Annotated in this window: 25 protein-coding genes; 11 read left to right on the top strand and 14 right to left on the bottom strand. The window is 61.2% G+C overall.

What is annotated here, in order from left to right:
* Positions 1-2: 2 nt before the first annotated feature.
* The 4 genes from BFQ01_RS03400 to yaaA form a co-directional block, all read right to left on the bottom strand.
* Entirely contained in the window at positions 3-1,169 is a 1,167-nt protein-coding gene (locus tag BFQ01_RS03400) for an alginate biosynthesis protein Alg44 (protein ID WP_065924230.1), read from the bottom strand.
* 38 nt (positions 1,170-1,207) lie between these two features.
* Positions 1,208-2,689 (bottom strand): mannuronan synthase, encoded by a 1,482-nt coding sequence (gene alg8, locus BFQ01_RS03395; RefSeq protein ID WP_161985711.1) that lies wholly within the window; start codon positions 2,687-2,689, stop codon positions 1,208-1,210.
* Between the two features lie 83 nt (positions 2,690-2,772).
* Positions 2,773-4,089 carry a nucleotide sugar dehydrogenase gene (locus tag BFQ01_RS03390; RefSeq protein ID WP_065924229.1) on the bottom strand — a complete coding sequence of 439 codons (1,317 nt, stop codon included), beginning with the start codon at positions 4,087-4,089 and terminating at the stop codon, positions 2,773-2,775.
* Positions 4,090-4,977: 888 nt separating this feature from the next.
* Positions 4,978-5,757: a peroxide stress protein YaaA gene (yaaA, locus tag BFQ01_RS03385; protein ID WP_065924228.1), complete on the bottom strand. Its 780-nt coding sequence runs from the start codon at positions 5,755-5,757 to the stop codon at positions 4,978-4,980.
* 120 nt (positions 5,758-5,877) lie between these two features.
* Here yaaA and BFQ01_RS03380 point away from each other — a divergent pair, with 120 nt between their 5' ends.
* The 5 genes from BFQ01_RS03380 to moaE all read left to right on the top strand — a co-directional run bounded on the left by BFQ01_RS03380 (position 5,878) and on the right by moaE (position 10,005).
* Positions 5,878-7,002 carry a polysaccharide deacetylase family protein gene (locus tag BFQ01_RS03380; protein ID WP_065924227.1) on the top strand — a complete coding sequence of 375 codons (1,125 nt, stop codon included), beginning with the start codon at positions 5,878-5,880 and terminating at the stop codon, positions 7,000-7,002.
* Between the two features lie 347 nt (positions 7,003-7,349).
* Positions 7,350-8,744 carry a PhoH family protein gene (locus tag BFQ01_RS03375; RefSeq protein WP_005785025.1) on the top strand — a complete coding sequence of 465 codons (1,395 nt, stop codon included), beginning with the start codon at positions 7,350-7,352 and terminating at the stop codon, positions 8,742-8,744.
* Between the two features lie 96 nt (positions 8,745-8,840).
* A complete protein-coding gene (gene moaC, locus BFQ01_RS03370) occupies positions 8,841-9,314 on the top strand; it encodes a cyclic pyranopterin monophosphate synthase MoaC (protein WP_027604721.1) in 474 nt (157 codons plus the stop codon).
* A complete protein-coding gene (moaD, locus tag BFQ01_RS03365) occupies positions 9,311-9,553 on the top strand; it encodes a molybdopterin converting factor subunit 1 (RefSeq protein WP_027604720.1) in 243 nt (80 codons plus the stop codon). Before moaC ends, moaD begins: the two co-directional genes overlap by 4 nt.
* Positions 9,554-9,555: 2 nt before the next feature.
* Positions 9,556-10,005 carry a molybdopterin synthase catalytic subunit MoaE gene (gene moaE / locus BFQ01_RS03360; RefSeq protein WP_065924226.1) on the top strand — a complete coding sequence of 150 codons (450 nt, stop codon included), beginning with the start codon at positions 9,556-9,558 and terminating at the stop codon, positions 10,003-10,005.
* A gap of 130 nt (positions 10,006-10,135) precedes the next feature.
* Here the strand turns inward: moaE and rhlB are convergent, their stop codons facing one another.
* Together rhlB and BFQ01_RS03350 are read right to left on the bottom strand one after the other, a co-directional pair.
* Positions 10,136-11,599: an ATP-dependent RNA helicase RhlB gene (gene rhlB / locus BFQ01_RS03355; RefSeq protein ID WP_074843967.1), complete on the bottom strand. Its 1,464-nt coding sequence runs from the start codon at positions 11,597-11,599 to the stop codon at positions 10,136-10,138.
* Positions 11,600-11,694: 95 nt separating this feature from the next.
* The gene (locus BFQ01_RS03350) at positions 11,695-12,351 is read right to left on the bottom strand and encodes an alpha/beta hydrolase (protein WP_027604717.1); all 657 of its coding nucleotides are present in this window, start codon (positions 12,349-12,351) and stop codon (positions 11,695-11,697) included.
* A gap of 345 nt (positions 12,352-12,696) precedes the next feature.
* Between BFQ01_RS03350 and BFQ01_RS03345 the strand changes: the two genes are divergently transcribed.
* The 4 genes from BFQ01_RS03345 to BFQ01_RS03330 all read left to right on the top strand — a co-directional run bounded on the left by BFQ01_RS03345 (position 12,697) and on the right by BFQ01_RS03330 (position 16,866).
* Complete coding sequence (locus BFQ01_RS03345) at positions 12,697-13,728, top strand: amino acid ABC transporter substrate-binding protein (protein ID WP_065875000.1); 1,032 nt, start codon at positions 12,697-12,699, stop codon at positions 13,726-13,728.
* Positions 13,729-13,800: 72 nt separating this feature from the next.
* The gene (locus tag BFQ01_RS03340; RefSeq protein WP_065924224.1) at positions 13,801-14,982 is read left to right on the top strand and encodes an amino acid ABC transporter permease; all 1,182 of its coding nucleotides are present in this window, start codon (positions 13,801-13,803) and stop codon (positions 14,980-14,982) included.
* Between the two features lie 10 nt (positions 14,983-14,992).
* Positions 14,993-16,090 (top strand): amino acid ABC transporter permease, encoded by a 1,098-nt coding sequence (locus BFQ01_RS03335; protein WP_027604714.1) that lies wholly within the window; start codon positions 14,993-14,995, stop codon positions 16,088-16,090.
* A gap of 11 nt (positions 16,091-16,101) precedes the next feature.
* A complete protein-coding gene (locus BFQ01_RS03330) occupies positions 16,102-16,866 on the top strand; it encodes an amino acid ABC transporter ATP-binding protein (protein ID WP_003171943.1) in 765 nt (254 codons plus the stop codon).
* Between the two features lie 50 nt (positions 16,867-16,916).
* Here BFQ01_RS03330 and BFQ01_RS03325 read toward each other — a convergent pair whose 3' ends face one another.
* Both BFQ01_RS03325 and BFQ01_RS03320 read right to left on the bottom strand, forming a co-directional pair.
* Positions 16,917-17,399 (bottom strand): type II toxin-antitoxin system MqsA family antitoxin, encoded by a 483-nt coding sequence (locus BFQ01_RS03325; RefSeq protein ID WP_065924223.1) that lies wholly within the window; start codon positions 17,397-17,399, stop codon positions 16,917-16,919.
* Positions 17,396-17,707, bottom strand: coding sequence for a type II toxin-antitoxin system MqsR family toxin (locus tag BFQ01_RS03320; protein ID WP_065924222.1), 312 nt, complete (start codon positions 17,705-17,707; stop codon positions 17,396-17,398). The genes BFQ01_RS03325 and BFQ01_RS03320 overlap by 4 nt, the downstream gene beginning before the upstream one ends.
* A 159-nt stretch (positions 17,708-17,866) precedes the next feature.
* Here BFQ01_RS03320 and BFQ01_RS03315 point away from each other — a divergent pair, with 159 nt between their 5' ends.
* Together BFQ01_RS03315 and BFQ01_RS03310 are read left to right on the top strand one after the other, a co-directional pair.
* The gene (locus BFQ01_RS03315) at positions 17,867-18,526 is read left to right on the top strand and encodes a FadR/GntR family transcriptional regulator (RefSeq protein WP_027604711.1); all 660 of its coding nucleotides are present in this window, start codon (positions 17,867-17,869) and stop codon (positions 18,524-18,526) included.
* Entirely contained in the window at positions 18,516-19,781 is a 1,266-nt protein-coding gene (locus BFQ01_RS03310) for a CynX/NimT family MFS transporter (RefSeq protein WP_065924221.1), read from the top strand. Before BFQ01_RS03315 ends, BFQ01_RS03310 begins: the two co-directional genes overlap by 11 nt.
* Here BFQ01_RS03310 and BFQ01_RS03305 read toward each other — a convergent pair.
* The 6 genes from BFQ01_RS03305 to BFQ01_RS03280 all read right to left on the bottom strand — a co-directional run bounded on the left by BFQ01_RS03305 (position 19,778) and on the right by BFQ01_RS03280 (position 26,189).
* Positions 19,778-20,428: a DUF1120 domain-containing protein gene (locus BFQ01_RS03305; RefSeq protein ID WP_065924220.1), complete on the bottom strand. Its 651-nt coding sequence runs from the start codon at positions 20,426-20,428 to the stop codon at positions 19,778-19,780. The two genes, BFQ01_RS03310 and BFQ01_RS03305, sit on opposite strands and share 4 nt — an antisense overlap.
* 17 nt (positions 20,429-20,445) lie before the next feature.
* The gene (locus BFQ01_RS03300) at positions 20,446-21,582 is read right to left on the bottom strand and encodes a DUF1120 domain-containing protein (protein ID WP_065924219.1); all 1,137 of its coding nucleotides are present in this window, start codon (positions 21,580-21,582) and stop codon (positions 20,446-20,448) included.
* Between the two features lie 11 nt (positions 21,583-21,593).
* Positions 21,594-24,026: a fimbria/pilus outer membrane usher protein gene (locus tag BFQ01_RS03295; protein WP_083244842.1), complete on the bottom strand. Its 2,433-nt coding sequence runs from the start codon at positions 24,024-24,026 to the stop codon at positions 21,594-21,596.
* Between the two features lie 94 nt (positions 24,027-24,120).
* Positions 24,121-24,822 (bottom strand): fimbria/pilus chaperone family protein, encoded by a 702-nt coding sequence (locus BFQ01_RS03290; protein WP_065924218.1) that lies wholly within the window; start codon positions 24,820-24,822, stop codon positions 24,121-24,123.
* A 33-nt stretch (positions 24,823-24,855) separates the two neighbouring features.
* On the bottom strand, positions 24,856-25,479 hold the full coding sequence (locus BFQ01_RS03285) for a DUF1120 domain-containing protein (RefSeq protein ID WP_065924217.1): 624 nt from the start codon (positions 25,477-25,479) through the stop codon (positions 24,856-24,858).
* An 89-nt stretch (positions 25,480-25,568) separates the two neighbouring features.
* Positions 25,569-26,189: a DUF1120 domain-containing protein gene (locus tag BFQ01_RS03280; protein WP_065924216.1), complete on the bottom strand. Its 621-nt coding sequence runs from the start codon at positions 26,187-26,189 to the stop codon at positions 25,569-25,571.
* Between the last annotated feature and the right edge of the window lie 19 nt (positions 26,190-26,208).

Genomic DNA, 26,208 nt, shown 5'->3' with positions numbered 1-26,208 from the left:
GATTAAAGACCCGCAGCCATGGCTTTATCGATCAGCCAGTTCAGGGATGGGCCACGGTCGCTGGTCACTTCCACCGGGCGGCCGGCGTAGGCGCTGTCCAGCGGGGCGTCAGGCTTGATCTGGACGCGGATGTCGGAGGACAGGTCGGCGCTGTTCAGGCTGGTGCTGCTGACGATGGTGCCGGTGCGGGTCTGTTCTTCGTCGGCCACCTGGAAGCTCACCGGGGTGCCTGGGCGCACGTCACCGAACTGGCGGTAGGTAAAGCGAGCTTCGACGTTAGCCTGGCTGCCGCGTGGCACCAGTTGGAAGATCACGTCGCCTTTGCTGGCGTACTGGCCGTCGGCGACCAGTTGCTGGGCGACCACGCAATCGCACGGCGAGGTGAGGGTGCCGGTCATTTGCTTGCCGAACAGCTCTTCGACCTTGGCCGGCTGCAGCTGGTCTTCGTCCAGGTGGCCTTTGAGCACATCCAGCATGCTGGTGCTGAAGGTCGCCAGTGGTGCACCTTTGGCCGCCACCGCGTCACCTTTGAGCAGGCTTTGCACGGTGCCGTCGCGGGGCATGGTCACGTTCATGCCGGGCACGCTGACCAGGCCCGCCTGGGCGTGGCTGACGAAGTACATGCCGTACACCGATTTGAACACGAAGCCGAAGGCTGCCAGGCCGACGAGGAAGATCGCCAGGCTGAACGTCACGGCGCGCAGGCGACCGAAGGCGCTCATGTTGCTGCCGCTGTCCTTGACCTTGCGCGCCTTGGTGAAGTTGTCGCGTTGCAGGGTTGCCAGCACGTCACCCATGGTCACGATGTCGCCCGACAGGTGCGAGGTGATCAGGTGGCGCAGGGTGGAAATATCCTGGGCGTCGAGGTTCTGGAACTGGCAACCGGTGCGGCCGCTCTGGCGGTCGTAGGAGCGGATCTGCAGCTCCACATCCATGGCCAGGCCGAGGTTATCGATGACGAATTGCAGGCGACCCTTGTGCACTTCACCCACGGTCAACGGCTGGGTGGCGGTGAACGCCAGGCCGCCGGCCGAGAGGTCGATCACCCGTGCTTCGGTCTGGGTGCGGTCGGTGTTGAAGAAGCGCAGCTTGGCCGGGATTTTGACCCGGGCATGTTGGCGCTGGGCTTCGGATTCGTGGACAACGTTGGCGTTTACTTGGCTGTTCATGACGGTGTAATTCCTTGGTTAATTCAGGCTTGGCAGGGTCAGACCATCATCAGCAACACGGCAACGAAGATGCTGCCGGCGGAGAAGGTCATGGTCCGAGACGACCAGGTGTTGAACCAACGTTGAAAGCTGGCCAAATCGCGGGTCAGTTTGGTGTCCTGGCGGGTCCAGGACTGTTGATCAAGGCGGAAGAACACGTAGATCTTCACCAACGCGCCCATGATCTGGTTGTAATAGAGAATCGCCGGGTAAGCCGGGCCGATCTTGTGGCCGGAGCACGACAGCAGCAGGGTCAGGATCAGGCGGGTGATGCCGATCCACAGCAGGTACGCGAGGATGAACGCGCCGCCGTACTTGAAGGTGGCGATGATTGCCACGGTCAGGCCGAGCAGGGAGGTCCACATCGACACGCGCTGGTCGAACAACACGATGCTGGTGAACAGGCCCAGCCGGCGTACACCCAGGCCCAGGGCGCGGGAGTTCTGGCGCAGGTTGTTGCCGTACCAGCGGAACATCAGCTTGCGGCTGGCTTTGATAAAGCTCTTTTCCGGCGGGTGTTCCACGGTGTGGATCGCGGCGTCCGGCACGTAGAAGGTGTCGTAGCCCAGGCGCATCAGGCTGAACCAGCTGGACTTGTCGTCACCGGTGAGAAACTTGAAGCGGCCCAGGCGCCAGTGCTGCAGCGAGTCGCTTTCCACGTCGGCGATAAAGCCCGGGTCAGTCACGACGTTGGCGCGGAACACCGACATGCGGCCGGTCATGGTCAGCACGCGCTTGGACAGGGCCATGGAGCACATGTTGATGTGGCGCTGGGCGAAGCGCAGTTTGTGCCACTCGCTCATGATGTAGCCGCCGCGCACTTCGCAGAATTCGTTGGTGGTCAGGCCGCCGACGTTGCCGAACAGCTGGAACCACGGCACGGTCTTGCGCACCACGCCTTCGGCGAGCACGGTGTCGCCATCGATCACGGCAACCACCGCGCGGTCGTCCGGCAGGTGGCGGGAGATGGCGCGGAAACCGAAGGCCAGGCCGTCGCGCTTGCCGGTACCGGCGATCCGCACGAAGTCGAGCTTGACGTGGTCCGGCGGGTTCATGCGTTCCCAGAGGCTCTTGACCAGCAGCTCATCGGACATTTCCACCAGCGAGCAGACCACGGTGGTGGGGAAGCCGCATTCGATGGCCTCACGAATCACCGAGCTGTAGACCTGCGCGGTGGTCAGCGCATCGATACGGAAGCTGGTGACCATCAGGAACACGTGGGACGGGTCGGCAGCCTTGCCCAGCTTGCGCACTTTACGGCGCAGATGCGGGTAGACCACATACAGGAACAGCATGCCGCGAAAGAAATGCGTAGCACCCATCGAGTAGCGCCAGATACCGACGGCGCCAATCAGGAAAATAAAATTCTTCGACTCGGAGTCGAACGTACTCGCCGGCAACAGCAGGGCGAGACCCATCAGCAGGCTCAGAAAGAACAGCCAGCCGGCGGATTGGAGCAGTACGTGTTTTAACTTGGACATAAGCGTCATCCGAAGGTGAAGAAGGCTTCGAGCTGCAAGCGCTGGGGATTGGTACGCCTGCAGCTCGAAACTTACCGTTGCTGTTACCAGCAAATGCCTTCGGTACGGCCTGTCGTACTGGTGGCCTTGGACATGAAGCCCACCAGGTCGATCACTTGCTTGCCGTGCGGTGCGTTCTGCGCCAGGGCACGGAACTTCTCGTCGCGGTTACCAAGGATGATCACGTCGGAGTTGTTGATCACATCATCGAAGTCCGAGTTGAGCAGGGACGACACGTGGGGGATCTTGCCTTCGATGTAGTCCTTGTTTGCACCGTGGACACGGGCGTACTCGACGTTGCTGTCGTAGATGCTCAGGTCGTAGCCCTTGCCGATCAGCATTTCCGCCAGCTCGACCAGTGGGCTTTCGCGCAGGTCGTCGGTACCGGCCTTGAAGCTCAGGCCCAGCAGGGCGACTTTGCGTTTGTCGTGGCCGGCGACGATGTCGAAGGCGTTCTGCACCTGGGATTCGTTGCTGCGCATCAGCGAGTTGAGCAGCGGCGCTTCCACGTCCAGGGAGCCGGCGCGGTAGGTCAGGGCGCGCACGTCTTTAGGCAGGCAGGAGCCGCCGAACGCGAAGCCTGGGCGCATGTAGTACTGGGACAGGTTGAGGGTCTTGTCCTGGCAGACCACTTCCATCACTTCGCGACCGTCGACGCCGACCGCCTTGGCGATGTTGCCGATCTCGTTGGCGAAGGTGACCTTGGTGGCGTGCCACACGTTGCAGGTGTACTTGATCATCTCGGCTACGGCGATGTCCTTGCGGATGATCGGTGCGTCGAGTTCTTCGTACAGTGACTGCAGGACATCGCCGGAGGCTTTGTCGAATTCGCCGATGACGGTCATCGGTGGCAGGTCGTAGTCGGCGATGGCGGTGGATTCGCGCAGGAATTCCGGGTTGACCGCAACACCGAAGTCGACGCCGGCTTTCTTGCCGGAGCAGTCTTCGAGGATTGGGATCACCACGTTGGCGACGGTGCCCGGCAACACGGTGCTGCGTACCACGATGGTGTGGCGGGTGGTCTTGTCACGCAGGACAAAACCGATCTCGCGGCATACCGATTCGATGTAGTTGAGTTCCAGGTCGCCGTTCTTCTTGCTCGGCGTACCGACGCAAATCATCGACAGGTCAGTATCACGGATGGCTTCGGCGAAGTTGGTGGTGCCGCGCAGTCGACCGTTTGCGATGCCCTGGCTCAACAGTTCGCCCAGACCCGGCTCGACGATCGGCGATTTGCCGGCGTTGATCAGGTCGATCTTTTCCTTGGAGATGTCTACGCCGACCACTTCGTGGCCACGGGCAGACAGGCAACCGGCACACACTGCGCCAACGTAACCCAAACCAAATATGCTGATGCGCATCGCAATTACCTCTGTATTTAAATCATGCCATTAGATGGCCGGAGTTCATGTTTGCAAACGTCACAAATGCCGCGAAAGTTGGGCGAATAGACGCCGACTTGCCGCGTACAGGCATGTTGAATAACGAGTGACTAACTATTGCACTCAAGTTGTGCGCAACTTGGCCTTGTTATTGGGGCCTGCCCTGAAATGCAGCCAGCCTTCCTGGGAGAAGGGCCTGGCGCCAGTGCCGCAGGGCCTTGATAGAGGCTATAAGCCTTTACATATCAATGCCTTGGGTTGTCTCACTGACCCATTAGGGTAAGCACAGCCTTGGCCTTATAGTTCGTGGCAATGGATCCTTATCGCCGCTCTCAACTAATCGGTTGGTAATGTGACCACTGAGTCAAAGTTGAATATGACAACTTCGCTACTTCCGTTGGTCCGCCTTGTAAGTCATCTCCTACAGAAACAGAGAATTTCGTTACCGGTGGTATGAGCGGCGCTTCAGGACGAAGTTCCTGGCCGCTCATCCTGTTTCCCGAAATTTCTTGAAATATAGGTAAAGATGGCACTGGTACTATATTGATAGCACTTGCTATTTGGGCCAGTAGTTACGGGTAGTTGGCGCGAAGGGATAGTTTTGTGCCACTAGTGTTTTAAAAAAGTGGTGCCACTACGAAAAAAAATCGCAAATGTCGAGTGAAAGAAATGTTAGGGATGTGTCGGGATATTTTTTGACGTCAAATAAATGACGATTCTTGGCGTGAAGCGCGGATAAAAATGTGGAAGGGGGCTTGCCCCCGATGGCAGTGCATCAGTCGATAGATTCGTGACTGAACCACCGCAATCGGGGGCAAGCCCCCTCTCACATTTGGATTTCATTGTCTGAAAGAGGCGGGTACGGCCTTATTCCGGTGCACGATCGCGCAGGAACACCAGATTGTCCGGCTTGGACTGCTCCGCATTGAAGCGGTAACCCTGCACATCGAACTGCTTGAGCCTGGTCGGATCGTTGATGCGCTCTTCGATCACGAAGCGGCTCATCATGCCCCGGGCCTTTTTCGCGTAAAAGCTGATGATCTTGTACTGGCCGTTCTTCAGGTCCTTGAACTCGGTGTTGATGATCCGCGCGTTCAGGGCTGTGCGCTTGACCGCCGAGAAGTACTCGTTGGAGGCCAGGTTGAGCAGTACGTCGTCGCCTTGTTCGGCCAGGGCTTCGTTCAGCCACTCACTGATGCGCGTGCCCCAGAAGGCGTACAGGTCCTTGCCACGGGCGTTGGCGAGTTTGGTACCCATCTCCAGGCGATACGGCATCATCAGGTCCAGGGGGCGCAGCAGGCCGTACAGGCCCGAGAGCATGCGCAGGTGGTCCTGGGCGTAGCTGAAGTCGGCATCACTGAAGGTCTCGGCGTTGAGGCCGGTGTACACGTCGCCCTTGAACGCCAGCAAGGCCTGCTTGGCATTCTCCGGGGTGAAGGCCGGGTTCCAGCTGCCGAAGCGGGCGGCATTGAGGCCACCGATCTTGTCGGACACGTGCATCAATTCGCTGATCTGCGCCGGGCTCAGTTCGCGCAGTTGCTCGATCAGCGCCTGGGAATGGTCCAGGTACTGTGGCTGGGTAAAGCGCTGGGTCACCGCTGGGGTCTCGAAATCGAGGGTCTTGGCGGGGGAAATCACCATCAGCATGAAGTCGTCTCCTGTAAATCGTGCGGGGATTCTAGGGGCTGGGGCGATTTGACTCCACCTATGATGGCGATAGACGCGATCCGCTATGATGGCCGGTGACTCTGGAGAGGGAGACCCTGTGTGCGAATAGCGCTTTTGTTGTCGGCGTGCCTGCTGTGCCTGAATGCCCAGGCGGCGCCGGTGGATGTAGCCAGCCTGGACCGTGGCACCTGGCCGGAAAAACTCAGCAGCCCGGCGCTGTTCGATGTGGCCTCGCGTGCGGAAATCCTGATGTTCGCCCACAGCCTGCTGGCCAGTGAATCCCAGGATGAAACCGCACTCAAGCAGCGCCTGGGCTTGAAGATCATCAACTTGGCGGCCATCGACGACCTGCGCCGCGAGCTGTGGCAGCGCCTGCTGGAGAACTACACGTTCGCCCAGCAGAGCTGCGAAGTCGACGCCTCGTTCTGCTACCTGGTGGAGAGCATGGACGACCTGCGGGAGCAGGCCGGCAAGCTGGCGATCAGCGAAGACTCTTTCTATATAGGCTGGGCTGCACCCAGCCATGCCTTCCATGAGCGTTATCTGGACGAACTGCTGCGCAAGGCCGCGCTGTTTCCGCAGATCAGCAGCGAAGTCGCGCGCTTTGGCGACCATGAACGCAACGGCGACGAGTTCAACGACCGCCTGTTCCTGCTGACCTTCGACGGCGGTCCGGCACCGGTCAGCGGCAATACCGACTGGCTCGCCGACTACCTGCGCAAGCAGAAGATGAACGCCACCTTCTTTGTCCTCGGCAGCAGCCTGCAAACCCGTGTGGAGCGCAGTTCCGCCGCGCAGGTGGAGGCGTTGTACCAAGGCCAGTGCGTCGGCACCCAGGGCTGGCAATACCGTTCCCACAGCCATTGGGTGGACTGGCAAGGCTCCATCACCCGCAGCGCGCAGTTGGTGCAGAACCTGATGCCGGAAAACTACGTGCCGCTGTTCCGCCCGCCTTACGGACAGCGGCGCGCGGACAGCCAGGGGTTCTTCCAGTCCCAGGGCTTGCAGGTGGCGTTATGGGACATCGATTCCCAGGACGAGCCGGGCAAGCTCAAGGCCGATGAGTCGGCGCAACGGGTGCTGACGTTGATGCTGTTGTGGCGCAAAGGCGTGATTGTGTTTCACGACACCCAGGACAAGGCGCGGGTAGCACTGCCGATGTTGCTGCAGGCAACGGCGCAGAGTGGGCTGGGTTGGCAGGACTGCCGGGAGGCGTTTCGTTAAAAGGATGAAGTGCCCGGCCCTGTTGGGTGCGAGGCATTTTTACGCTGATTTTGTGCGACATTTCGATGCAGGCGGACTTCCGACTTTAACGGTGCATGGGGCACTCGGCTAGTGCTATTCGTCATCCTGAAAAATAAACTTCAAAAAAGCGTCAAAGTACTTTTTCCTGTCATGGGTTTTGCGGTATTACGAAGTCAGATCGCCGAAACCTGCAACACAGGTGGCGTCTTCCAAGACTCCTCATGTGGGCACTGCGCTTGACGTCACTCAGGTGCAGTCGGTGGTCGAATCGAGGCGCAGCACTGTTGTGGTATTGCGTCGACTGGCTCCCACAAAGGTGACCGAGTATGGATGATCATGGACGTAACCCTTCTTCCGACCAGCCAATCCTTTATGTGCTTGATACCAATGTACTGATCCACGATCCAAACGCACTGCTTAACTTCGAAGAACACCACGTCGCCATCCCGATGATCGTGCTTGAGGAGCTCGACAAACTCAAAAGCGGGCACCACAGCGTGGCTGCCGAATGCCGCCAGGCCATCCGCCTGATCGACAAGACCCTGGGCGAAGCGTCACCCGAGGACGTTGAGGTCGGCGTGCCGATCCAGCGCGGCAAAAGCGGGCCCAAGGGCTTGCTGTCGATCCTGATGAGCAAGCGCAGCGAGCCCAACAGCCTGCTGCCCGAAAACCTGAACGACAACAAAATCATCAACCAATTGATCGACCTGCACGCTCGCGACAAGGACCTGCGCGTGGTGCTGGTGACCAAAGACATCAATATGCGCCTCAAGGCACGAGCGTGTGGGATCGCTGCCGAGGACTACAGTACCGACCAACTGGTCGACGACGTGTCGATGCTGTCCCGTGGTTATCACATGATGACCGGCTCGTTCTGGGACCGTGTCAGCAAGGTCGAAACCCGTCAGGACCATGGCCGTACCTGGCACCAGGTACAACTGATCGACAATCTGCCGGCCGTGCATATCAATGAATTTATCGTCGACGAACAGGGCTTCGTGGGCTGGATCAAAGAGATCCAGGTCGACAAGCTGCTGATCCTCGACCTGCATCAGGAACCCCTGTTGCACCAGGAAGCCTGGGGCCTGAAACCGCGTGACATCTACCAGAGCCTGGCGCTGTATGCGCTGCTCGACCCGGACATCCACCTGGTCAACCTGACGGGCGCTGCCGGTTCCGGTAAAACCATCCTTGCCCTGGCTGCCGCCATCGAGCAGACCATGGTGACCAAGCGCTATCGCCGCATCATCGCCACTCGCTCCGTGCAGGGCCTGGACCAGGAAATCGGCTTTTTGCCCGGTACCGAGGCGGAAAAAATGGAGCCGTGGCTGGGGGCGATCACCGACAACCTCGAAGCCTTGCACATGGATGACGAAAACACCCATGGCAGCGTCGACTACATCCTCAGCAAAGTGCCGTTGCAGTTCAAATCCCTCAACTACATCCGAGGTCGCAGCTTCCAGCAGAGCCTGATTTTGATCGATGAATGCCAGAACCTGACCCCGCACCAGATGAAAACCATCATCACCCGTGCCGGCGCCGGTTCCAAAGTGGTGTGCCTGGGTAACCTGGCACAGATCGACACTCCTTACCTGTCCGCGACCAGCTCCGGGCTGACCTACCTGACGGAACGCTTCAAGGACTTCCCGAACGGCGTGCATATCGCGCTGCAAGGGGTTCCTCGCTCGATTCTGGCTGAATACGCAGAGTCGCATCTCTGAGTAGCAAGCTTTAAGCTACAAGCTGCAAGTGCGTCCTGTGAGCTTTTCACTTGCCGCTTGCAGCTTGTAGCTTTTTTGCTGCCTCAAGGAGGCCTCGTGCTAACTCATCTCGATTCCCAAGGTCGCGCCCATATGGTCGACGTCACCGACAAGTCCGTGACGTTCCGGGAGGCGGTGGCCGAAGCGCGGGTGCGCATGCTGCCCGAGACCCTGCAAATGATTGTCGACGGCGCCCATCCCAAGGGCGACGTGTTTGCCGTGGCCCGCATCGCCGGGATCCAGGCGGCGAAAAAAACCAGTGATTTGATCCCCCTGTGTCACCCGCTGATGTTGACCGGTGTCAAGGTCGAACTGAGTGCCGATGGCGCAGACTCGGTGCACATCGTCGCGCGCTGCAAGCTGTCCGGGCAGACCGGCGTAGAGATGGAAGCGTTGACGGCGGCCAGCGTCGCGGCGCTGACGATCTACGACATGTGCAAGGCCGTGGATCGCGGCATGACCATCGAAAACATTCGCCTGCTGGAAAAGCTTGGCGGTAAGAGCGGGCATTTCAAGGCGGATGGACAATGAGCATCAACGTACTGTTTTTCGCGCGTTACAGCGAAAAAATAGGCCTGGATTCACTTGAGATGGAAGGCGAATTCGCCACGGTCGATGCCGTGCGCCAGGCGCTGGCCGCTGATCCGGGCTTTGAAGTGCTCAACGAAACCAGCTTGATGTGTGCTCGCAACCAGGAGTTGTGCGCTCTCGACGAGCCGTTGCAGGCCGGTGATGAAGTCGCGTTCTTCCCGCCCGTGACCGGAGGCTGAACATGGCCATTCGTGTACAGGTCGAACCGTTTGACCCCGGTGCCGAGGTCAACGCGATGCACGCGGCGAATGTGGGCGTGGGCGCGGTGGTGAGTTTTGTCGGCTATGTGCGCGACTTCAACGAGGGGCGCGAGGTGTCTGGCATGTTCCTCGAACACTATCCGGGCATGACTGAAAAAGCCTTGGCCAAGATCGCCGTCGAAGCCGAGCAACGCTGGCCGCTGCTCAAGCTCGAAGTGCTGCATCGTATCGGTGCGCTGGAGCCCGGCGAGCCGATTGTGTTCGTGGCCGCCGCCAGTGCCCATCGCCAGGCCGCGTTCGATGCCTGTGCGTTTGTGATGGATTACCTGAAAACCCGTGCGCCGTTCTGGAAGAAGGAAAATACCAGCGAAGGCGCGCGCTGGGTGGAAGGGCGAGACAGCGACCACGCTGCGGCGGATCGCTGGAAATAGCCAGCCGAACACAGAACCAAATGTGGGAGGGGGCTTGCTCCCGATGGCGGTGGATCAGTCAACAGAGATGTTGAATGTGCCACTGCCATCGGGAGCAAGCCCCCTCCCACATTTTTTATCGCATTTCAGCTTACGGGCGTTTGCGTTCTACAGCCCGCAGCAAGTGCGTCGGCGGTGTCTCGCAACTGATCTTGCGCCCCAGCAACGTCTCGATCGACGGCAGCTGATACGAGTCATCCTCCCCGGCAAAGCTGATCGACACGCCCGCAGCCCCCGCCCGGCCGGTACGGCCGATGCGGTGCACGTAGTCGTCCGGCACTTCCGGCAGGGTGAAGTTGATCACGTGGCTGATGCCGTCGATGTGAATCCCGCGCCCGGCCACGTCGGTGGCCACCAGCACGCGGATCTTGCCTTCGCGGAAGCCTTCCAGGGTCTTGATGCGCTTGTGTTGCGGCACATCGCCGGACAGCTGCGCGGCATTCACGCCATCGCGCACCAGGCGTTCTTCGATGCGGCGCACTTCGTCCTTGCGGTTGGCGAACACCATCACGCGTTCCCAGCCGTTGTCGTTGACCAGGTTGTAGAGCAGCTTGTACTTGTCGGCACCGGCCACGGCATAGATGTGCTGTTCGACGTTTTCGCTGGCGACGTTCAGCGCTTCGATCTCGACGATCGACGGCTCGGTCGTCCACTGCTTGGCGAGGTTCATCACGTCTTCGGTAAAGGTCGCGGAGAACAGCAGGGTCTGACGCTCGGCCTTTGGCGGGGTCTGGCGAATGATCTGACGCACTTGTGGGATGAAACCCATGTCGAGCATGCGGTCGGCTTCGTCCAGCACCATCACTTCGACCATGTCCAGGTGCACGTCGCCGCGCTGGTTGAAGTCCAGCAGGCGGCCGGGGGTCGCCACCAGGATGTCGCAGTGGCGGGCTTCGAGGTGCTTGAGCTGCTTGTCGAAGTCCATGCCGCCGACGAACGTCATGACGTTGAGACCGGTGTACTTGGTCAGGTCGGCGGCGTCCTTGGCGATCTGCACCACCAGTTCACGGGTAGGCGCGATGATCAGCGCACGCGGTTCACCCATGTAGCGTTCTTTCGGCGGCGGCGTTTGCAGCAGCTGGGTGATGATCGAGATCAGGAACGCGGCGGTCTTGCCGGTACCGGTCTGGGCACGGCCGATGGCATCTTTGCCGGCGAGGGTGAAGCCCAGGACCTGCGCCTGGATCGGCGTGCAGTACGGGAAACCCAGGTCCTGGATGGCGTGCATCAGTTCCGGGGCGAGTTTGAAATCGTGGAAGCGGGTCTTGCCTTCCTGGGGCTCGACGACGAAGTCTTCGAGTTTCCACGGGATCACCGGCGGTTTGGGCGCGCGTTCCCGGCGAGGCTTGGGGGCGGGTGCGGCTTGCGTCTCGAGTTTTGCCTGTTCGGGCGGTGTCACCGTCGGCGTCTTCGGCTGGGCGACAGGTGCAGTCCGGCCTGGCTGTTGACCGTCATTGCGGCTGCCGGAGGTGGGGACAGGAGCACTGGGAACAGGCGCGAGCGGCTCAGCCTCGCTTTTGCCGAACATCTTCTTGAGTGCTTTGAGCACGGTGATCTCATTAATTGGTTAAGGAATGTACGCCGGCCAGTGTAATGCAAGAATCGGGCGCGGCGTAGTGCGTCTGTCATACGGCTACATAAACGTGGGGTTCAGCCCAGGCGAGCGGTCAACCAAGTCCCTATATCGTGTATCTCCTGGGGTAACACTTCGTGGCCCATTGGGTATTCCTGCCATGTCACGGTGACACCACGGGTTTTCAGATGCTCGTAGGCGCTGCGGCCCATGGCGTTCTGTACCACCTCGTCGTACTGGCCGTGCAGGCATAGCGTTGGAATGCGTTGTTGGCTGGCCGACAATTCAAGCTCATCGCTGAAGGTGGGCGCGTAGGTGGAGAGGGCGATGACGCCGCCCAATGGCCCCTCCCAATTCAGGAACGCGGTGTGGAATACCACGGCGCCACCTTGGGAAAAGCCCGCGAGGAAAATCCGCGAAGCGTCTATTCCGGTTCTCTTCTGTGCTTCGATCAGATCGGTCAGCATTTTTGCCGACACTTCCAGCTCTTCCAGGCTGATCGAGCGGGCCGGGCTCATGGCCTTGATGTCGTACCAACTGGGCATCTCGTAGCCACCATTGATCGTCACCGGACGGGTCGGTGCCTGGGGCAATACAAAGCGGGTGGACAGCAAGCTTTCCTGCAGCGCCTCGGCCACCGGCAGGAAGTCGTAGCGATCGGCACCCAGGCCATGCAACCAGATTACGCAGGCGTCTGCGGGCTTGGCGGGCTGAAGAATCAAGGGTTCGGTCATGTCTGCTCCATATATGTGCGTGCGCTCCGATTGGGTGCGTCGGAACGGTGCGCGACAGGTTGATCTGTTAAGAGAATGTCGCAAGGTTGAATCTTTTTCTATTGACCAGGGGCTGAAACGACTCAGCCGCCACTCTGGTACGCGCCTTGCTATGTGTAGGTCGATGTCAGAACTTTCCTGGGACGGTAACACTATCAGTGACTGCCGCTTTCAGGATAGCCGCTGGAATTACCGCGAAAGCCTCATGCCGCTTGACCCTAAAAAAAGCCAACACGGGTCGATATCGCCTCATAAGGGTGCGCTGAGGTTGGAGCTTCGACACAACAAGAGCAACTGGAGGTTTGAATGAAGGTATTGAAATCCACCCTGGCCATCGTTAGCGCGGCGGCTGTACTGGGTGTCAGTGGTTTCGCCCAGGCTGGCGCCACTCTGGACGCCGTGCAGAAGAAAGGCTTTGTGCAATGTGGCGTGAGTGACGGCTTGCCGGGCTTCTCGGTACCGGATGCCAGCGGCAAGATCCTCGGGATCGATGCTGACGTTTGCCGCGCCGTGGCCGCTGCCGTTTTCGGCGACGCCACCAAGGTCAAATTCAGCCAGTTGAACGCCAAGGAGCGTTTCACCGCGCTTCAATCCGGCGAAGTCGACATCCTGTCGCGCAACACCACCATGACCAGCTCCCGCGATGCGGGCATGGGCCTGAAATTCCCGGGCTTCATCACTTACTACGACGGCATCGGCTTCCTGGTTAACAACAAGCTGGGTGTCAAAAGTGCCAAGGAACTGGACGGTGCAACCATCTGCATCCAGGCCGGTACCACCACTGAGCTGAACGTTTCCGACTACTTCCGTGGCAACAACCTCAAATACACCCCGATCACCTTCGACACCTCCGATGAAAGCGCCAAGTCGCTGGAATCCGGTCGTTGCGACGTACTGACCTCCGACAAGTCCCAACTGTTCGCCCAGCGCAGCAAGCTGGCCGCGCCGAAGGACTACGTGGTTCTGCCGGAAACCATTTCCAAGGAACCGCTGGGCCCGGTCGTGCGTAACGGCGATGACGAGTGGCTGGCCATCGTGCGCTGGGTGGGCTACGCCATGCTCAACGCTGAAGAAGCCGGCATCACGTCCAAAAACGTTGAAGCTGAAGCCAAGTCCACCAAGAACCCGGACGTTGCGCGTCTGCTCGGTGCTGACGGCGAATACGGCAAAGACCTGAAAGTGAAGAAGGATTGGGTCGTACAGATCGTCAAGCAAGTCGGTAACTACGGTGAAGTGTTCGAGCGCAACCTGGGCAAGAGCACCCCGCTGGAAATCGACCGTGGCCTGAACGCGCTGTGGAACGCTGGCGGCATTCAATACGCACCCCCTGTGCGCTGATCGCTGATGGTTCTGTCACCCGGTGGGCCAACCGCCGGGTGATGTTCTGTTCCATTCTTTCCGGGGCACTTCATGCAAAATCAAATCGGCGCACCAAAGCAGAAGCTCAGCTTCAGCGATCCCAAAGTGCGTGCGTGGCTCTTCCAGATCATCACGATTGTGGCGGTGGTCTCGCTGGGCTGGTACCTCTTCGACAATACCCAGACCAACCTTCAGCACCGGGGCATTACCTCGGGTTTCGACTTTCTTGAGCGCAGTGCCGGCTTCGGCATCGCGCAGCATCTGATCGACTACACCGAATCGGACAGTTATGCCCGCGTCTTTGTGATCGGGCTGCTCAACACTTTGCTGGTGACCTTTATCGGGGTGATCCTGGCGACCCTGCTGGGCTTCATCATCGGTGTGGCGCGCCTGTCACCGAACTGGATGATCAACAAGCTGGCGACCGTGTATGTGGAAGTGTTCCGCAACATTCCGCCGCTGCTGCAGATCCTGTTCTGGTACTTCGCGGTGTTCCTGACCATGCCGGGACCGCGCAACAGCCATAACTTCGGTGACACCTTCTTTGTCAGCAGCCGTGGCCTGAACATGCCGGCAGCGCTGGCCGCTGACGGGTTCTGGCCGTTTGTGGCCAGTATCGTGGTTGCCATCGTGGCCATCGTGCTGATGGTGCGTTGGGCCAACAAGCGTTTTGAAGCGACCGGCGTACCCTTCCATAAGTTCTGGGCGGGCCTGGCGCTGTTTATCGTGATCCCGGCGCTGTGTGCCTTGATCTTCGGCGCGCCGCTGCACTGGGAAATACCAAAGCTTTCAGGTTTCAACTTTGTCGGCGGTTGGGTACTGATCCCTGAACTGCTGGCGCTGACCCTGGCGCTTACCGTGTACACGGCAGCGTTTATCGCCGAGATCGTGCGTTCGGGCATCAAGTCCGTCAGCCACGGCCAGACCGAAGCTGCGCGCTCCCTGGGCCTGCGCCCTGGGCCGACGCTGCGCAAGGTCATCATCCCGCAAGCCCTGCGGGTGATCATTCCGCCGCTGACCAGCCAGTACCTGAACCTGGCGAAGAACTCGTCGCTGGCCGCCGGTATCGGTTACCCGGAAATGGTTTCGCTGTTTGCCGGCACGGTGCTCAACCAGACCGGCCAGGCCATCGAGGTTATTGCCATCACCATGAGCGTGTACCTGGCGATCAGCATCAGCATTTCCCTGCTGATGAACTGGTACAACAAGCGCATTGCGCTGATCGAGCGGTGAGGAAACGCACATGAGTTCGCATACTTTCAAACCTGATATGCCGCCGCCGAGCAAAGTCTTCGGACCGATGGCCTGGATGCGCGCCAACCTGTTCTCCAGTTGGCTCAATACCCTGCTGACGCTGTTGGCGTTCTACCTGATCTACCTGGTGGTGCCGCCGATCCTGCAGTGGGCCATTCTCGATGCCAACTGGGTCGGTACTACCCGCGCTGACTGCACTAAGGAAGGCGCGTGCTGGGTGTTTATCCAACAGCGCTTCGGGCAGTTCATGTACGGCTATTACCCCGGCGACCTGCGCTGGCGTGTGGACCTGACCGTGTGGCTGGCCATCGTCGGCGTGGCGCCGTTGTTCATCTCGCGTTTCCCACGCAAGGCGGTCTATGGCCTGAGCTTCCTGGTGCTGTACCCGATCATCGCCTACTTCCTGCTGCACGGCGGGATCTTCGGGCTCACCAACGTGGCCACCAGCCAATGGGGCGGCCTGATGCTGACCCTGGTCATCGCCACTGTCGGCATCGCCGGTGCCTTGCCGCTGGGGATTGTGCTGGCCTTGGGGCGGCGCTCGAACATGCCGGCGATTCGTGTGGTCTGCGTGACCTTCATCGAGTTCTGGCGCGGCGTGCCGTTGATCACCGTGCTGTTCATGTCCTCGGTGATGCTGCCCTTGTTCCTGCCCGAAGGCATGGGCATCGACAAGCTGCTGCGGGCGTTGATCGGCGTGATCCTGTTCCAGTCGGCCTACGTGGCCGAAGTGGTGCGCGGTGGCTTGCAGGCGATTCCCAAAGGTCAGTACGAAGCGGCCGCGGCGATGGGCCTGGGTTACTGGCGCAGCATGGGCCTGGTGATCCTGCCGCAAGCCCTGAAGATGGTGATCCCGGGCATCGTCAACACGTTTATCGCGTTGTTCAAGGACACCAGCCTCGTGATCATCATCGGCCTGTTCGACCTGCTCAACAGCGTCAAGCAAGCCGCCGCCGACCCTAAATGGTTGGGTATGGCCACCGAAGGCTATGTGTTTGCCGCCCTGGTGTTCTGGATTTTCTGTTTTGGTATGTCGCGCTATTCCATTCATTTGGAACACAAGCTCGACACAGGCCACAAGCGTTAGGAGTTGATGTTATGAGCGAAGCGATCAAACAGCCTGTGAGCCCTGAAGGCATTATCCAGATGCAGGGCGTCAACAAGTGGTACGGCCAGTTCCATGTGTTGAAAGACATCAACCTCAACGTCAAGCAGGGCGAGCGTATCGTGCTGTGCGGCCCGTCGGGTTCGGGCAAGTCCACCACCATCCGTTGCCTCAACCGCCTGGAAGAGCACCAGCAGGGCCGCATCGTGGTCGATGGCGTGGAGCTGACCAACGACCTCAAGCAGATCGAAGCGATCCGCCGTGAAGTCGGCATGGTGTTCCAGCACTTCAATCTGTTCCCGCACCTGACCATCCTGCAGAACTGCACGCTGGCGCCGATGTGGGTGCGCAAGATGCCCAAGCGCAAGGCCGAGGAAATCGCCATGCACTACCTGGAGCGTGTGCGCATCCCGGAGCAGGCTCACAAGTTTCCGGGGCAACTGTCCGGCGGCCAGCAACAGCGCGTGGCGATTGCCCGTGCCCTGTGCATGAAGCCGAAAATCATGCTGTTCGACGAGCCGACCTCGGCCCTCGACCCGGAAATGGTCAAGGAAGTACTCGACACCATGATCGGCCTGGCCGAAGACGGCATGACCATGTTGTGCGTAACCCACGAAATGGGCTTCGCGCGCACCGTGGCCAACCGCGTGATCTTCATGGACAAGGGCGAGATCGTCGAACAGGCGGCGCCGAATGACTTCTTCGACAACCCGCAGAATGACCGGACCAAGCTGTTCTTGAGCCAGATCCTGCATTGATCGATGCCTGAAAAAATAAACCCGGCCTGGCCGGGTTTATTTTTGTCTGTTCAGGAGGCCTTGAGCGCCTCCTGCCCTGTGTTCGCGGTATGGGTGAAGCCCCGCAGGTCAGCGCCTTCGGCCAATACCCTGGCGTCGGCGAGGAGGTGAGGGTAACGGTCCAACAATCGCATCAATAGAACCAGTGGCTTCGGTGGCAGAAGCTCACCGCGTTCATAACGTGAAAAAGCGTTGTGACCGCCACCGGACAACAGTTGCACGGCTTCTTTCTGCGTAAGGTGCAGCTTGCGACGGATGCGTTTCATCTCGTTGCCGATCATTGTCCGCGCGGTACGGACCAGTTCATCGCTGGCGGCGCTATAGCGGTCGGAGCTGTCAGGGTCATGCATGCCGTCGCCGCACAGTTGGCATTCCCAGCCAGACAGGTCATCGACACGCCGTTCCATGCCGTTGACACGGAGGGTTTCGCTGCGGCTTTCGAAGCGCGTCATGGCGTCGGGTGCACCGCAAATGAAGCAATGTTGAGTGTTCATGAGCTCTTCTTCTTGAAGGAGATCACTGGAGGGTTACCGGCTGTGCAGTAAGTGACCTTGATGTAAATCTCCAGACCGTGTGAATTGATGTGGTACACGTCCTGCCACACCCGGTGATCGGCATACGTGGTCATCGATTTGTACAACATCCTGTTTTGTAGTTCGAAAACGACCTCTTGCATCTCGTTGATATTCAGGCCGAGCCGCGCGCCTGTTTGCTTTGCTGCGAGCGTAAATGCCCGGCCTCCAAGCCGCCTGACATCCGCCTTGATCACCGCCAGATCGTAATGAGGTGTGTACTTTTCCATAAGACACCTGAGCTGAATAATTACCCTTTGAGGGTAATTTTACCAATCGAAAATACTGCTCCTTTTGCTGCCTAAGAACCGTGGTGCGTTGCCTTTGTAGGCAACTCTGAATAGGCTGTAGGAAAATTCATCCTATGATTGGACGAAAGCCTGCATCCCATGACAGACATCGCCCCCTTGATCAAACGCTCCCTGGTGGACCAGGCCCTTGAGCAATTGCGCTGGCGTATCAGCGAAGGCCGGTGGGCCATCGGCGAACGCCTGCCCACCGAGCCGGAGCTGGCCGCCGAGCTGGGCATCAGCCGCAATACCGTGCGCGAGGCCATGCGCGTGCTGGCGTTTTCCGGGTTGATCGAGATCCGCCAGGGCGACGGCAGTTACCTGCGCTCCATGACCGACCCGCTGGGGGCCATGCGCGCGTTATCCCACTGCACCTTGGAGCAGGCGCAGGAGACGCGGCAGATACTGGAAGTGGAGGCCGTCGGGCTCGCGGCGGTGCGCCGTACCGAAGCCGACCTCACCGCTTTGCATGAGGCACTCAAGGCCAGCGCGGTGCTGTACCACGGTGACCTCGAGGCCTATATCAGCGCCGACCTGCTGTTCCACAAACGCCTGGTGGACGCCGCGCACAACCCGGCATTGAGCGAGCTGTACCAGTACTTTTCCGCCATCGTCGGCGCGCAGTTGCGCCAGACCCTGAACATTTCGCCGCGTCGCCAGGCGGTGTTCGACCTGCATATCGCCCTGCTCGAAGCCGTGGAACACCAGGACCCGGAACGCGCCAAATCCCTTTGCCGGCAGTTGATCAATGAACCCTGAAACCAAACGTACGAGCGAGTTGGACGAACTGTTGATCGACGCCGAGGCCGACGACGAAGTGGTGCAAAGCAGCCACCCGGTGGTGAGTCGCCCCTGGTTGCTGCTGCTGGGCCTGATTCTGGTGGCCTTGAACCTGCGTCCGGCGCTGTCGAGCGTGGCGCCATTGCTGGCCGACGTCTCCAGCAGCCTGGGGTTGTCGGCGGCCAAGGCCGGTTTGCTCACCACCCTGCCGGTGTTGTGCCTCGGCCTGTTCGCACCCACGGCGCCGATCCTGGCCCGGCGGTTTGGCGCCGAGCGGGTGGTGTTGGGGATTTTGCTGACCCTGGCCGCCGGCATCCTCCTGCGCAGCGCTTTTGGCGAAGTGGGCTTGTTCGCCGGCAGCCTGATCGCCGGTGCGAGCATCGGCATCATCGGCGTCTTGCTGCCGGGCCTGATCAAGCGTGATTTCGCCAGGCAGGCCGGTGCCATGACCGGGGTCTACACCATGGCCCTGTGCCTGGGCGCGGCGTTGGCCGCCGGTGCCACGGTGCCGCTGAGTCATTACTTCGGTGACCGCTGGACCATTGGCCTGGGCTTCTGGATTCTGCCGGCGTTGGCGGCGGCGTTGTTCTGGTTACCGCAGGTCGGCCGCAAACACGCTACCCACCAGGTCGCCTATCGAGTGAAGGGCCTGCTGCGTGATCCGTTGGCCTGGCAGGTCACCTTGTACATGGGCCTGCAATCGTCCCTGTCGTACATCGTGTTTGGCTGGCTGCCATCGATCCTTATCGGCCGTGGCCTGAGCGCCACCGAAGCCGGGTTGGCACTGTCGGGCTCCATCATTGTGCAGCTGTTGAGCTCCCTGGCCGCACCCTGGCTGGCGACACGCGGCAAGGATCAACGCGTGGCCATCGTCGTGGTGATGCTGTTGACCCTGGGCGGCCTGTTCGGTTGCCTGTATGCGCCGCTGGACGGTCTGTGGGGCTGGTCAATTGTGCTGGGCCTGGGGCAAGGCGGCACGTTCAGTCTGGCACTGACCCTGATTGTGCTGCGCTCGCGTGATGCCCATGTGGCGGCCAACCTGTCGAGCATGGCCCAGGGGATTGGTTACACCTTGGCCTCCCTCGGCCCTTTGGCGGTGGGGCTATTGCACGATTGGACCGGCGGCTGGGCCGCCACCGGCTGGATTTTTGCGCTGCTGGGCGTGGGCGCGATCACCGCCGGCCTGGGCGCCGGGCGTGCACGGTATGTGCAGGTCAGCAGTGAGAAGCTTTAGAGATACACCACTTCAAGCGTCGCCGAGCCATCGAGTGGGGTATCGCGGCTCAGGTCAAGGTTCTGCCGGGCATTGATCACGGCTTCGACCTTGACCGTGCTGATCAGCTCCTGGATCGCCGAGGGCCCGGCGGTGCTGCCTTCGGCGGTGGTGAACCCCAGGTAACTGTTGGCCCCGATATCGATAGGGTTGAGGTTGGCGGTGCGCCAGGCCAGGCCACCGGTGGTGGACTCGGTGCCGTACAGGGGGGTGGCGCTGTCTGCCTGGGTGCTACGCGGGTCGAAGCTCATGGAATAGAGGCCGATGCGATTGCCACTGTGGTCCAGCCCCAACCCGTAGTAAATCTCGCTATTGACCGTGGCCGTGCCATCGCGATTGTCACGCATGCGCAAGGCAAAGCGGCTCGGCGCGTTGCAGCCAATGCTGACTTGCAGATGTTTGATCGGCAGTCGTGTGCCTCTGTCGAGGTTCAGGTCCTGCTGGGAAATCTTGCCGTAGTCGATCAAGCCGCCAGCGGACAGCAGCGGCGTGCAGGCGACGGGCGTGATCCTGCCCTTGACGATCAGCTCCACGGTCGACGCCGCCAGTGCCGGCGCGGTCGAGGGCAGCAATAGCAGTGAAGAAAAAACCAGGCAGTACTTGTTCATTCAGCGGATTCCAGTGATTAGAGGTAGATGATTTCAAGGGTGCCGGAACCATTGATGTGCACCACCGTGCGCAGGTCCATGGACTGGGTGGGGGCCAGGTACGCCTTGATACGCACGGTGCCGGCCAGGTTCTGCAGGGCAATGGGGCCGCGGGTGTTGCCGGCGCTGTCGGTAAAACCCATGAGGCTGTGGGCGGCGATGGGAATCTGCCGCGCACTGGAGGTGCTCCAGGCCTGGCCGCTGCTGGTGGAGTCGGTGCGGTAGAGCGTGCGGTAGGCGTCGGCGGTGAAGTCTGCCGGGTCGATGTTCAGGTAGTAGCGGCCGATCTTGTTCCCGCTGTTGTCCAGGTCCAGGCCATAGGCGGTTTCATCGGTGCCGCCGGTGGCCGTGCCGGAGCGGTTGTCGTGCATCAGCAGGGCAAAGGGGGTGGGCGCGTCGCAATTGACAGAGAACTGCAAGGTGCGGGTGGGCAGTGGGTTTTCGTGGGTGGGGCTCAGATCTTTCGCCAGCAACGTGCCGTAATCCACCAGGCCACCGTTGGACAGTTGAGGTTTGCACGCGGCGGGGGAGAAGTGGGCGCGCAGACTCACTTCGCGCGCGCTATGACGGCCATGGAACGTCCCGGAGGCTTCCCAGGTGGTGGCGTCCGTGACCCGTGTGGCGGCGATGTCGGCGAAGGCGCTGAAGGTCAATTGCACGGAAAAATGCTGGCCGTTGAGTAGCGTCTCGCCGTTGACCGGTGCGATGCCGTGGCCTGTGCGCCAGTTCAGCAGCGCGCCACGGGCCACCGGCGGCTGGCCGAGTGCGGGGATCAATCCCAGCTCCACGGCGGTGCCGTCCAGCACCGCGTCGCTGGCCTGGATCGCGTAGCTGCCATGCTCGGTGAACCGCAGCCGCTGCGAAGTGGCCGCCAGCGCCTGATAAAACAGGCTCATGTCGGTCGGCTGCGCGCAGCTCACATTCAGGCTGACGCGGCGCTCACCCAACGGGCGCTCAAGGGTGCTGTCCTGTTGTGCGATACGGCTCATCAGGCCGAAATCCAGCAGCGATTCATTGAGGTTCAGTTGGCACTCGTCCTCGGCAAGGGCGTTGCTGGCGACTATCAGCAGCATCACGCTCATGGCCAGGCGGGACAGGGTAGAAGCGGTATTCATGGTGAGGGTCCTCATGATTTATCGCAGCGTGCGGACGCGGTTTCGAAATACACCTGGGGGTCGCTCTTTTCCGGCAACTCGAAGCGCAGGGCGCAACGCGCCATGCCAGGGGCGCTGACCCACAATTGCGGTTGCTCCAGCACATTGGGCAGGAACACCTGGCCGCCATCCTGGACCAGGGTCACGAACTCCCCGCCAGCGGTACTGACGGACGCCCCGCGCGGCAGGGGGGTGCCCTGTTCGGTGCGCGCGTGCAGCAATACCCGACGTGTGCGGGTCACGCCAAATTCGACCCGATCCACGGCCCCGCGCCCGGCGGCGATCATTGCCAGGCCGTTGTTGATATCCGCATTGCGTGGCAGCGAGCGGGTCTGGACTTCCACCGGGCTGCGGCCGTAAGCGCTGACCTGCGGCACCACGGCCTGGCCTTGCCAGTCGGTCCACACCGGGCCGCTGGGGGTGCTCAGTTTGATGCCGCTGATGTCGCCCACCGATGCCACGGCGAAGGTGTCGCGCACTGGGTAGGGCGATAATGTGACGCCGCCGCCATGCATCACCAAACCGCCTCGGGCGCTGCCTTGGTAGCTCGAACGTTCGGCGTCGGAGCGGCTGTAGCTGAAGTCCAGTTGGCTATAGCGCGGCAGGGCGGAGAGGCCCAGCGTGGTTTCCACCTGTCGATCGCGGGTGTCGTGTTCGGCACTGACGCGGTAGCTCAGTTGATCGTCGATCTGCTCACTCAAACCCAGCCCGGTGCGGTGTTCGCCACCGGAGTTGCGCACCCAGCCGCGGGCCCGGCGGCTCTCGCCCAAGGGCACGCTGATGTTCAGGTACACCGCATTGTCTTGTTGCTGGCGGCCGCCCATCTGCCATTCGCCGCTGGCCGACAGCGACACCCCGCGCACGCTGGTGCCCCAGGAGACCAGGCCCCGGCTGCTGCTGTCGCCATCAAAGCTGCTGGAGCGTGAAGCCCCCGCACTGAACGCGCCCAACCACGGGTGGGACCATCCCAACGTCGCGCTTTGTTGATCGCGATAACGCGAGCGCCGTTGCTGAGTGGTCTCGGGTTCGTAGGTGGCTTCTTCCAGCTCCCGATAGCCCGCCGTGCGCCAGGAATTGGCCACGCTGAACGACCACTGATCATTCAGGCGCTGGGCCCATGACAGGTCGGTCTGCAGCCCGCGAACCTTGTCCCGTGCCTGGGTATCGGCGAGTTGGCTGGACAGCTGGATGTGACTGTCCAGCCACGGCAGCCAGCCCAGGCTCAACCCGCCCGCGCGGTATTCGCTGGACGCCAGCACGCCGCTGCCCAGGGACAGTTGCGGGTGCACGGCGCCGGTCCAGCCTGCGCTGACCACCCAAGGGTCACCGCCCTGGGCATTGCCGATGTTGCGCACGCGCCCCGCTGCGACCGAATAGCCCGGTGCTGGCAAACCAAGGCCGAGCATGGCCGCCGGGACGGTGAAACGCCGCTCGCCACCGCTGCTTTCGCGGACGGTGACTTCGACGTCGGAGCGCGAGTTCAAACGGCGCACGTCCGTCAGGGAAAACGGCCCGGCGGGGACCACTGTGGAGTGAATCAACGCGCCGTTCTGCCGCACCTCGACCTGCGCCGGGCTGTTGGCGATCCCCTCGATGGTCGCGCCCTGGCCCTGCTCTTGAAGGGCCTGTTCGGTGAGGACCTGCACCCCGGTGATCTGCGCGCCGGACAGCACTGGGTTGTAGAGGTTGATCTGCCCGAGTTGCAGCACGGCCTGGTGGCTGGCGAACGTGCGCTGGGCGTAGGCCTCCAGGTGCGTGCTGCGCGACAGACCGTCCTGCCAGGTCTGTACCTGGCGGCTGCGCACGATCCAGTCGCCGGCGTTGAAGCCGACTTCGGTATTGGCCGAGCCGAAACGGCTGTCACCGTCACCGAAGCGGTTGTAGAACCCGGTGAGGTCGTAATTGAGCAAACCGGCAACCCCACCGGTTTCATAGCCCGAGACGTCTTGTTGCGCAGGCCGCAACGCCTCGGTCGGCACCACCAGCGACACCGTCAGGCTGGCCGGGTCGGGCTCCACCAGGCTTTGTGGGTAGCGTTCCAGAAAGTCATGGCAGGGGCCGTCATCTGCGGGGACGATCAGGTTGGCGGCGTCCAGCAGGGCGCGGTCAAAACACAGTGCCCCCTGCTGATCAAACCCCACCTCCAGCCGCCCCCGGCGCTGGCCGTTGACCCGCAGGCTGACAGCATGTCGGCCTGCGGCAAAGCGCGGTGCGTCGAGCAACAGGCTGGCCAATTGTGGATCAATGCCCCGCTGGTGCAGGGTCGTGGCATCAAACCCCGGTCGTGCTTCGGCCCAGGATGCTGCGGGCCAGAGCACACACGCCAACAGCATGGCCGGGCGAGTGATGCGGGCAGGTGTGTCGGGCACGGCTTCGCCGTCACGGTCGCTAAATACTGTTTTCACGAAAGGCACTCAAGTGATGGGCGTCTGTGCGCCCTGGTGACGGTCTTCGAGCCGTCACTTCGTTATGCAGGCGCCGGGCGCCTGGTGTATGCCGTCAGGTCAGAGGGGCTTCGTAGGCGGCTACCGCAAAGCCATACACCGTGGCCGGTTGCAGCCGTACGGTGCTGGCCGGGCCGCCGGTGGCCGGCATGCTCAGGGTTTCTCCCGGCAACACGTAGGTGCGCGGCAGCATCGCCTTGCCATCACCGGGCAGCAGGCGCAGTTCCTGGGCCAGGCGCACCACATACGGGCTGTCGTTGCGCACCTGCAAAGTGGCGCCGTGCTGCGACCAGCTCAGTAGCGTCCACGGTGTGCGATTGCGCGCCAGGCCTTTGGGATGAATGATCACCGGCAAGTTCTGGCGCACCGTCACGCCTACCCGTGCATGCCCGGCTTCAGTGGCCGGCCGGCCCTGGGGCATGCCTTCAAAGATTGCCCGCTTGAGTCGCTGGGTGAGCAACGGTTGCTGGCTTTGCAGGATGAAACGCACCAGTTGCGATTTGGACGGTTCGACCCGCGACAGTGGCGGCGTGACCACCAGTAACGACTCGGTGTCCTCGGGAACATCTTCCAGGGTGACGTGCAGCAAGGCGAGTTGGCTGTCGGTGTTGGTCACCGATACGGCGGCTTCGCCATCGGTTTCGTAAATGATCACCACGGAGGTGTCTGGGACCATGCCATCGGCCTGTGCATAAGTGGCCGGCAGCAACGTCAGGGCAGCCAGGCAGGCCGCGGTTTTCAACAATGTCGTCGTCATGACGGGGTTTCCCATAGGGGCAGCATAAAGAAGTCAGAGGTAGCGCAAATCCAGGACGATGGAGCCATCGAGCGGCACTTCCTGGTTCAGGGTCAGGTACTGGGCCAGGTTGATGGCGGTGTCGATTTGCAGTTGGGCGCTCAACTGGCCGATGAAGTCGGGCTGGCGATCACCGATGGGGGCAAAACCGACGTAGGTCCTGGGGGAGGCATTGGGGTGCGGTGCCCAGGTTTCGCCGTTGTCGCTGGAAGCCAGCGCTTGCATGGGTTGCGCATCGCCCAACGGGTTGCGATAAGACAGCGCCACCGACCCCAGGCGTTCGGCGGGCGCGTGGATGTTTCTGCCCAGGCTGTAAAGCCCGGGGCCCAAGGCGGACTCGGCTCGGTTGTCGATCCCAACCAGGGCAAATAGCATGGGCCTGGCGCACTGCACATTCAGCGCCAATGCCCGGCTGGGCAGTAGGGTGAACTCGCTGGGACTGAGGGTGTGAGCCGGGATTTTGCCGTGATCGACCGTGCCCTCGTCAGACAGCGTCACGTGGCAAGCGTCCGGCGTCAGCCGACCGGTCACCGTGATGTCGACAAACGACGCGGCAAAGGCCGCCGTGGCGTTCGTCAGTAAAAGGACTGTCGCCAAGAGGCGAGGGTAGGTAGTCATCGGTTTGCGCCACTGGCCGACGTGCAAACGGCCGAAACGGAAGAAATGCCCATGCCTGCCTGTTCCCGCCAGGCATGGGCGCCCAAGGCTTACAGGTACTTCACTTCCAAGGTGGCCGAGCCGTCGAGCGTCACCTCGTTGCTCAGGTCCAGGCCATCGGTGCGGGCGATGGAGGTGTCTACTACCAACTCCGTCACCAGTTCCTTGATGGAGGCCGGTTGGGTGGCGTCGTCCAGGGTGGCCAGCGCCATGTACAAGCCGGCGTCCCAGAACTTTTCGCTGTACCAGGTGTTGCCGCCATCCGAGGAGGCAATCGGTTGCATCTGTGCGCCGTCGGCAACGGCGTTACGCAGCATCAGCTTGTACCAGCCCAGCTTCTGGGTGCCGTTGATCAGGCCCAAGCCGTAGTCGGAAGAGGAAATGGATGAACCAGCACGGTTATCGATGGAGTGCAGGGCAAACTGAATGGGCGCATCGCACACCACCACCAGGGTCATGACATGGGTCCCGATGTGTGTAGGGTTGTCCGGACGCAGGTCTTTTGCGGAAATCTTGCCGTGGTCGATGATCCCGCCACTGCTCATGTTTGGCGTGCAGGCGCTAGGCACGATCAGGCCCTTGACGGTCAGGTCGACGGTAGACGCGGCGTAGGTGCTGGCGGAGCCGAGCAGCAGCAGGCTGGTGGTGAGGGTGGTTAACAGGGCTTTCATAGGGGCGAGTTCCTTTCGA

This window comes from Pseudomonas sp. 8 R 14 (assembly GCF_900005955.1).
Classification (GTDB): domain Bacteria; phylum Pseudomonadota; class Gammaproteobacteria; order Pseudomonadales; family Pseudomonadaceae; genus Aquipseudomonas; species Aquipseudomonas marginalis.
The sequence above is the reverse complement of the archived record's forward strand: the minus strand, read 5'-3'. Positions and strand labels throughout refer to the sequence as shown.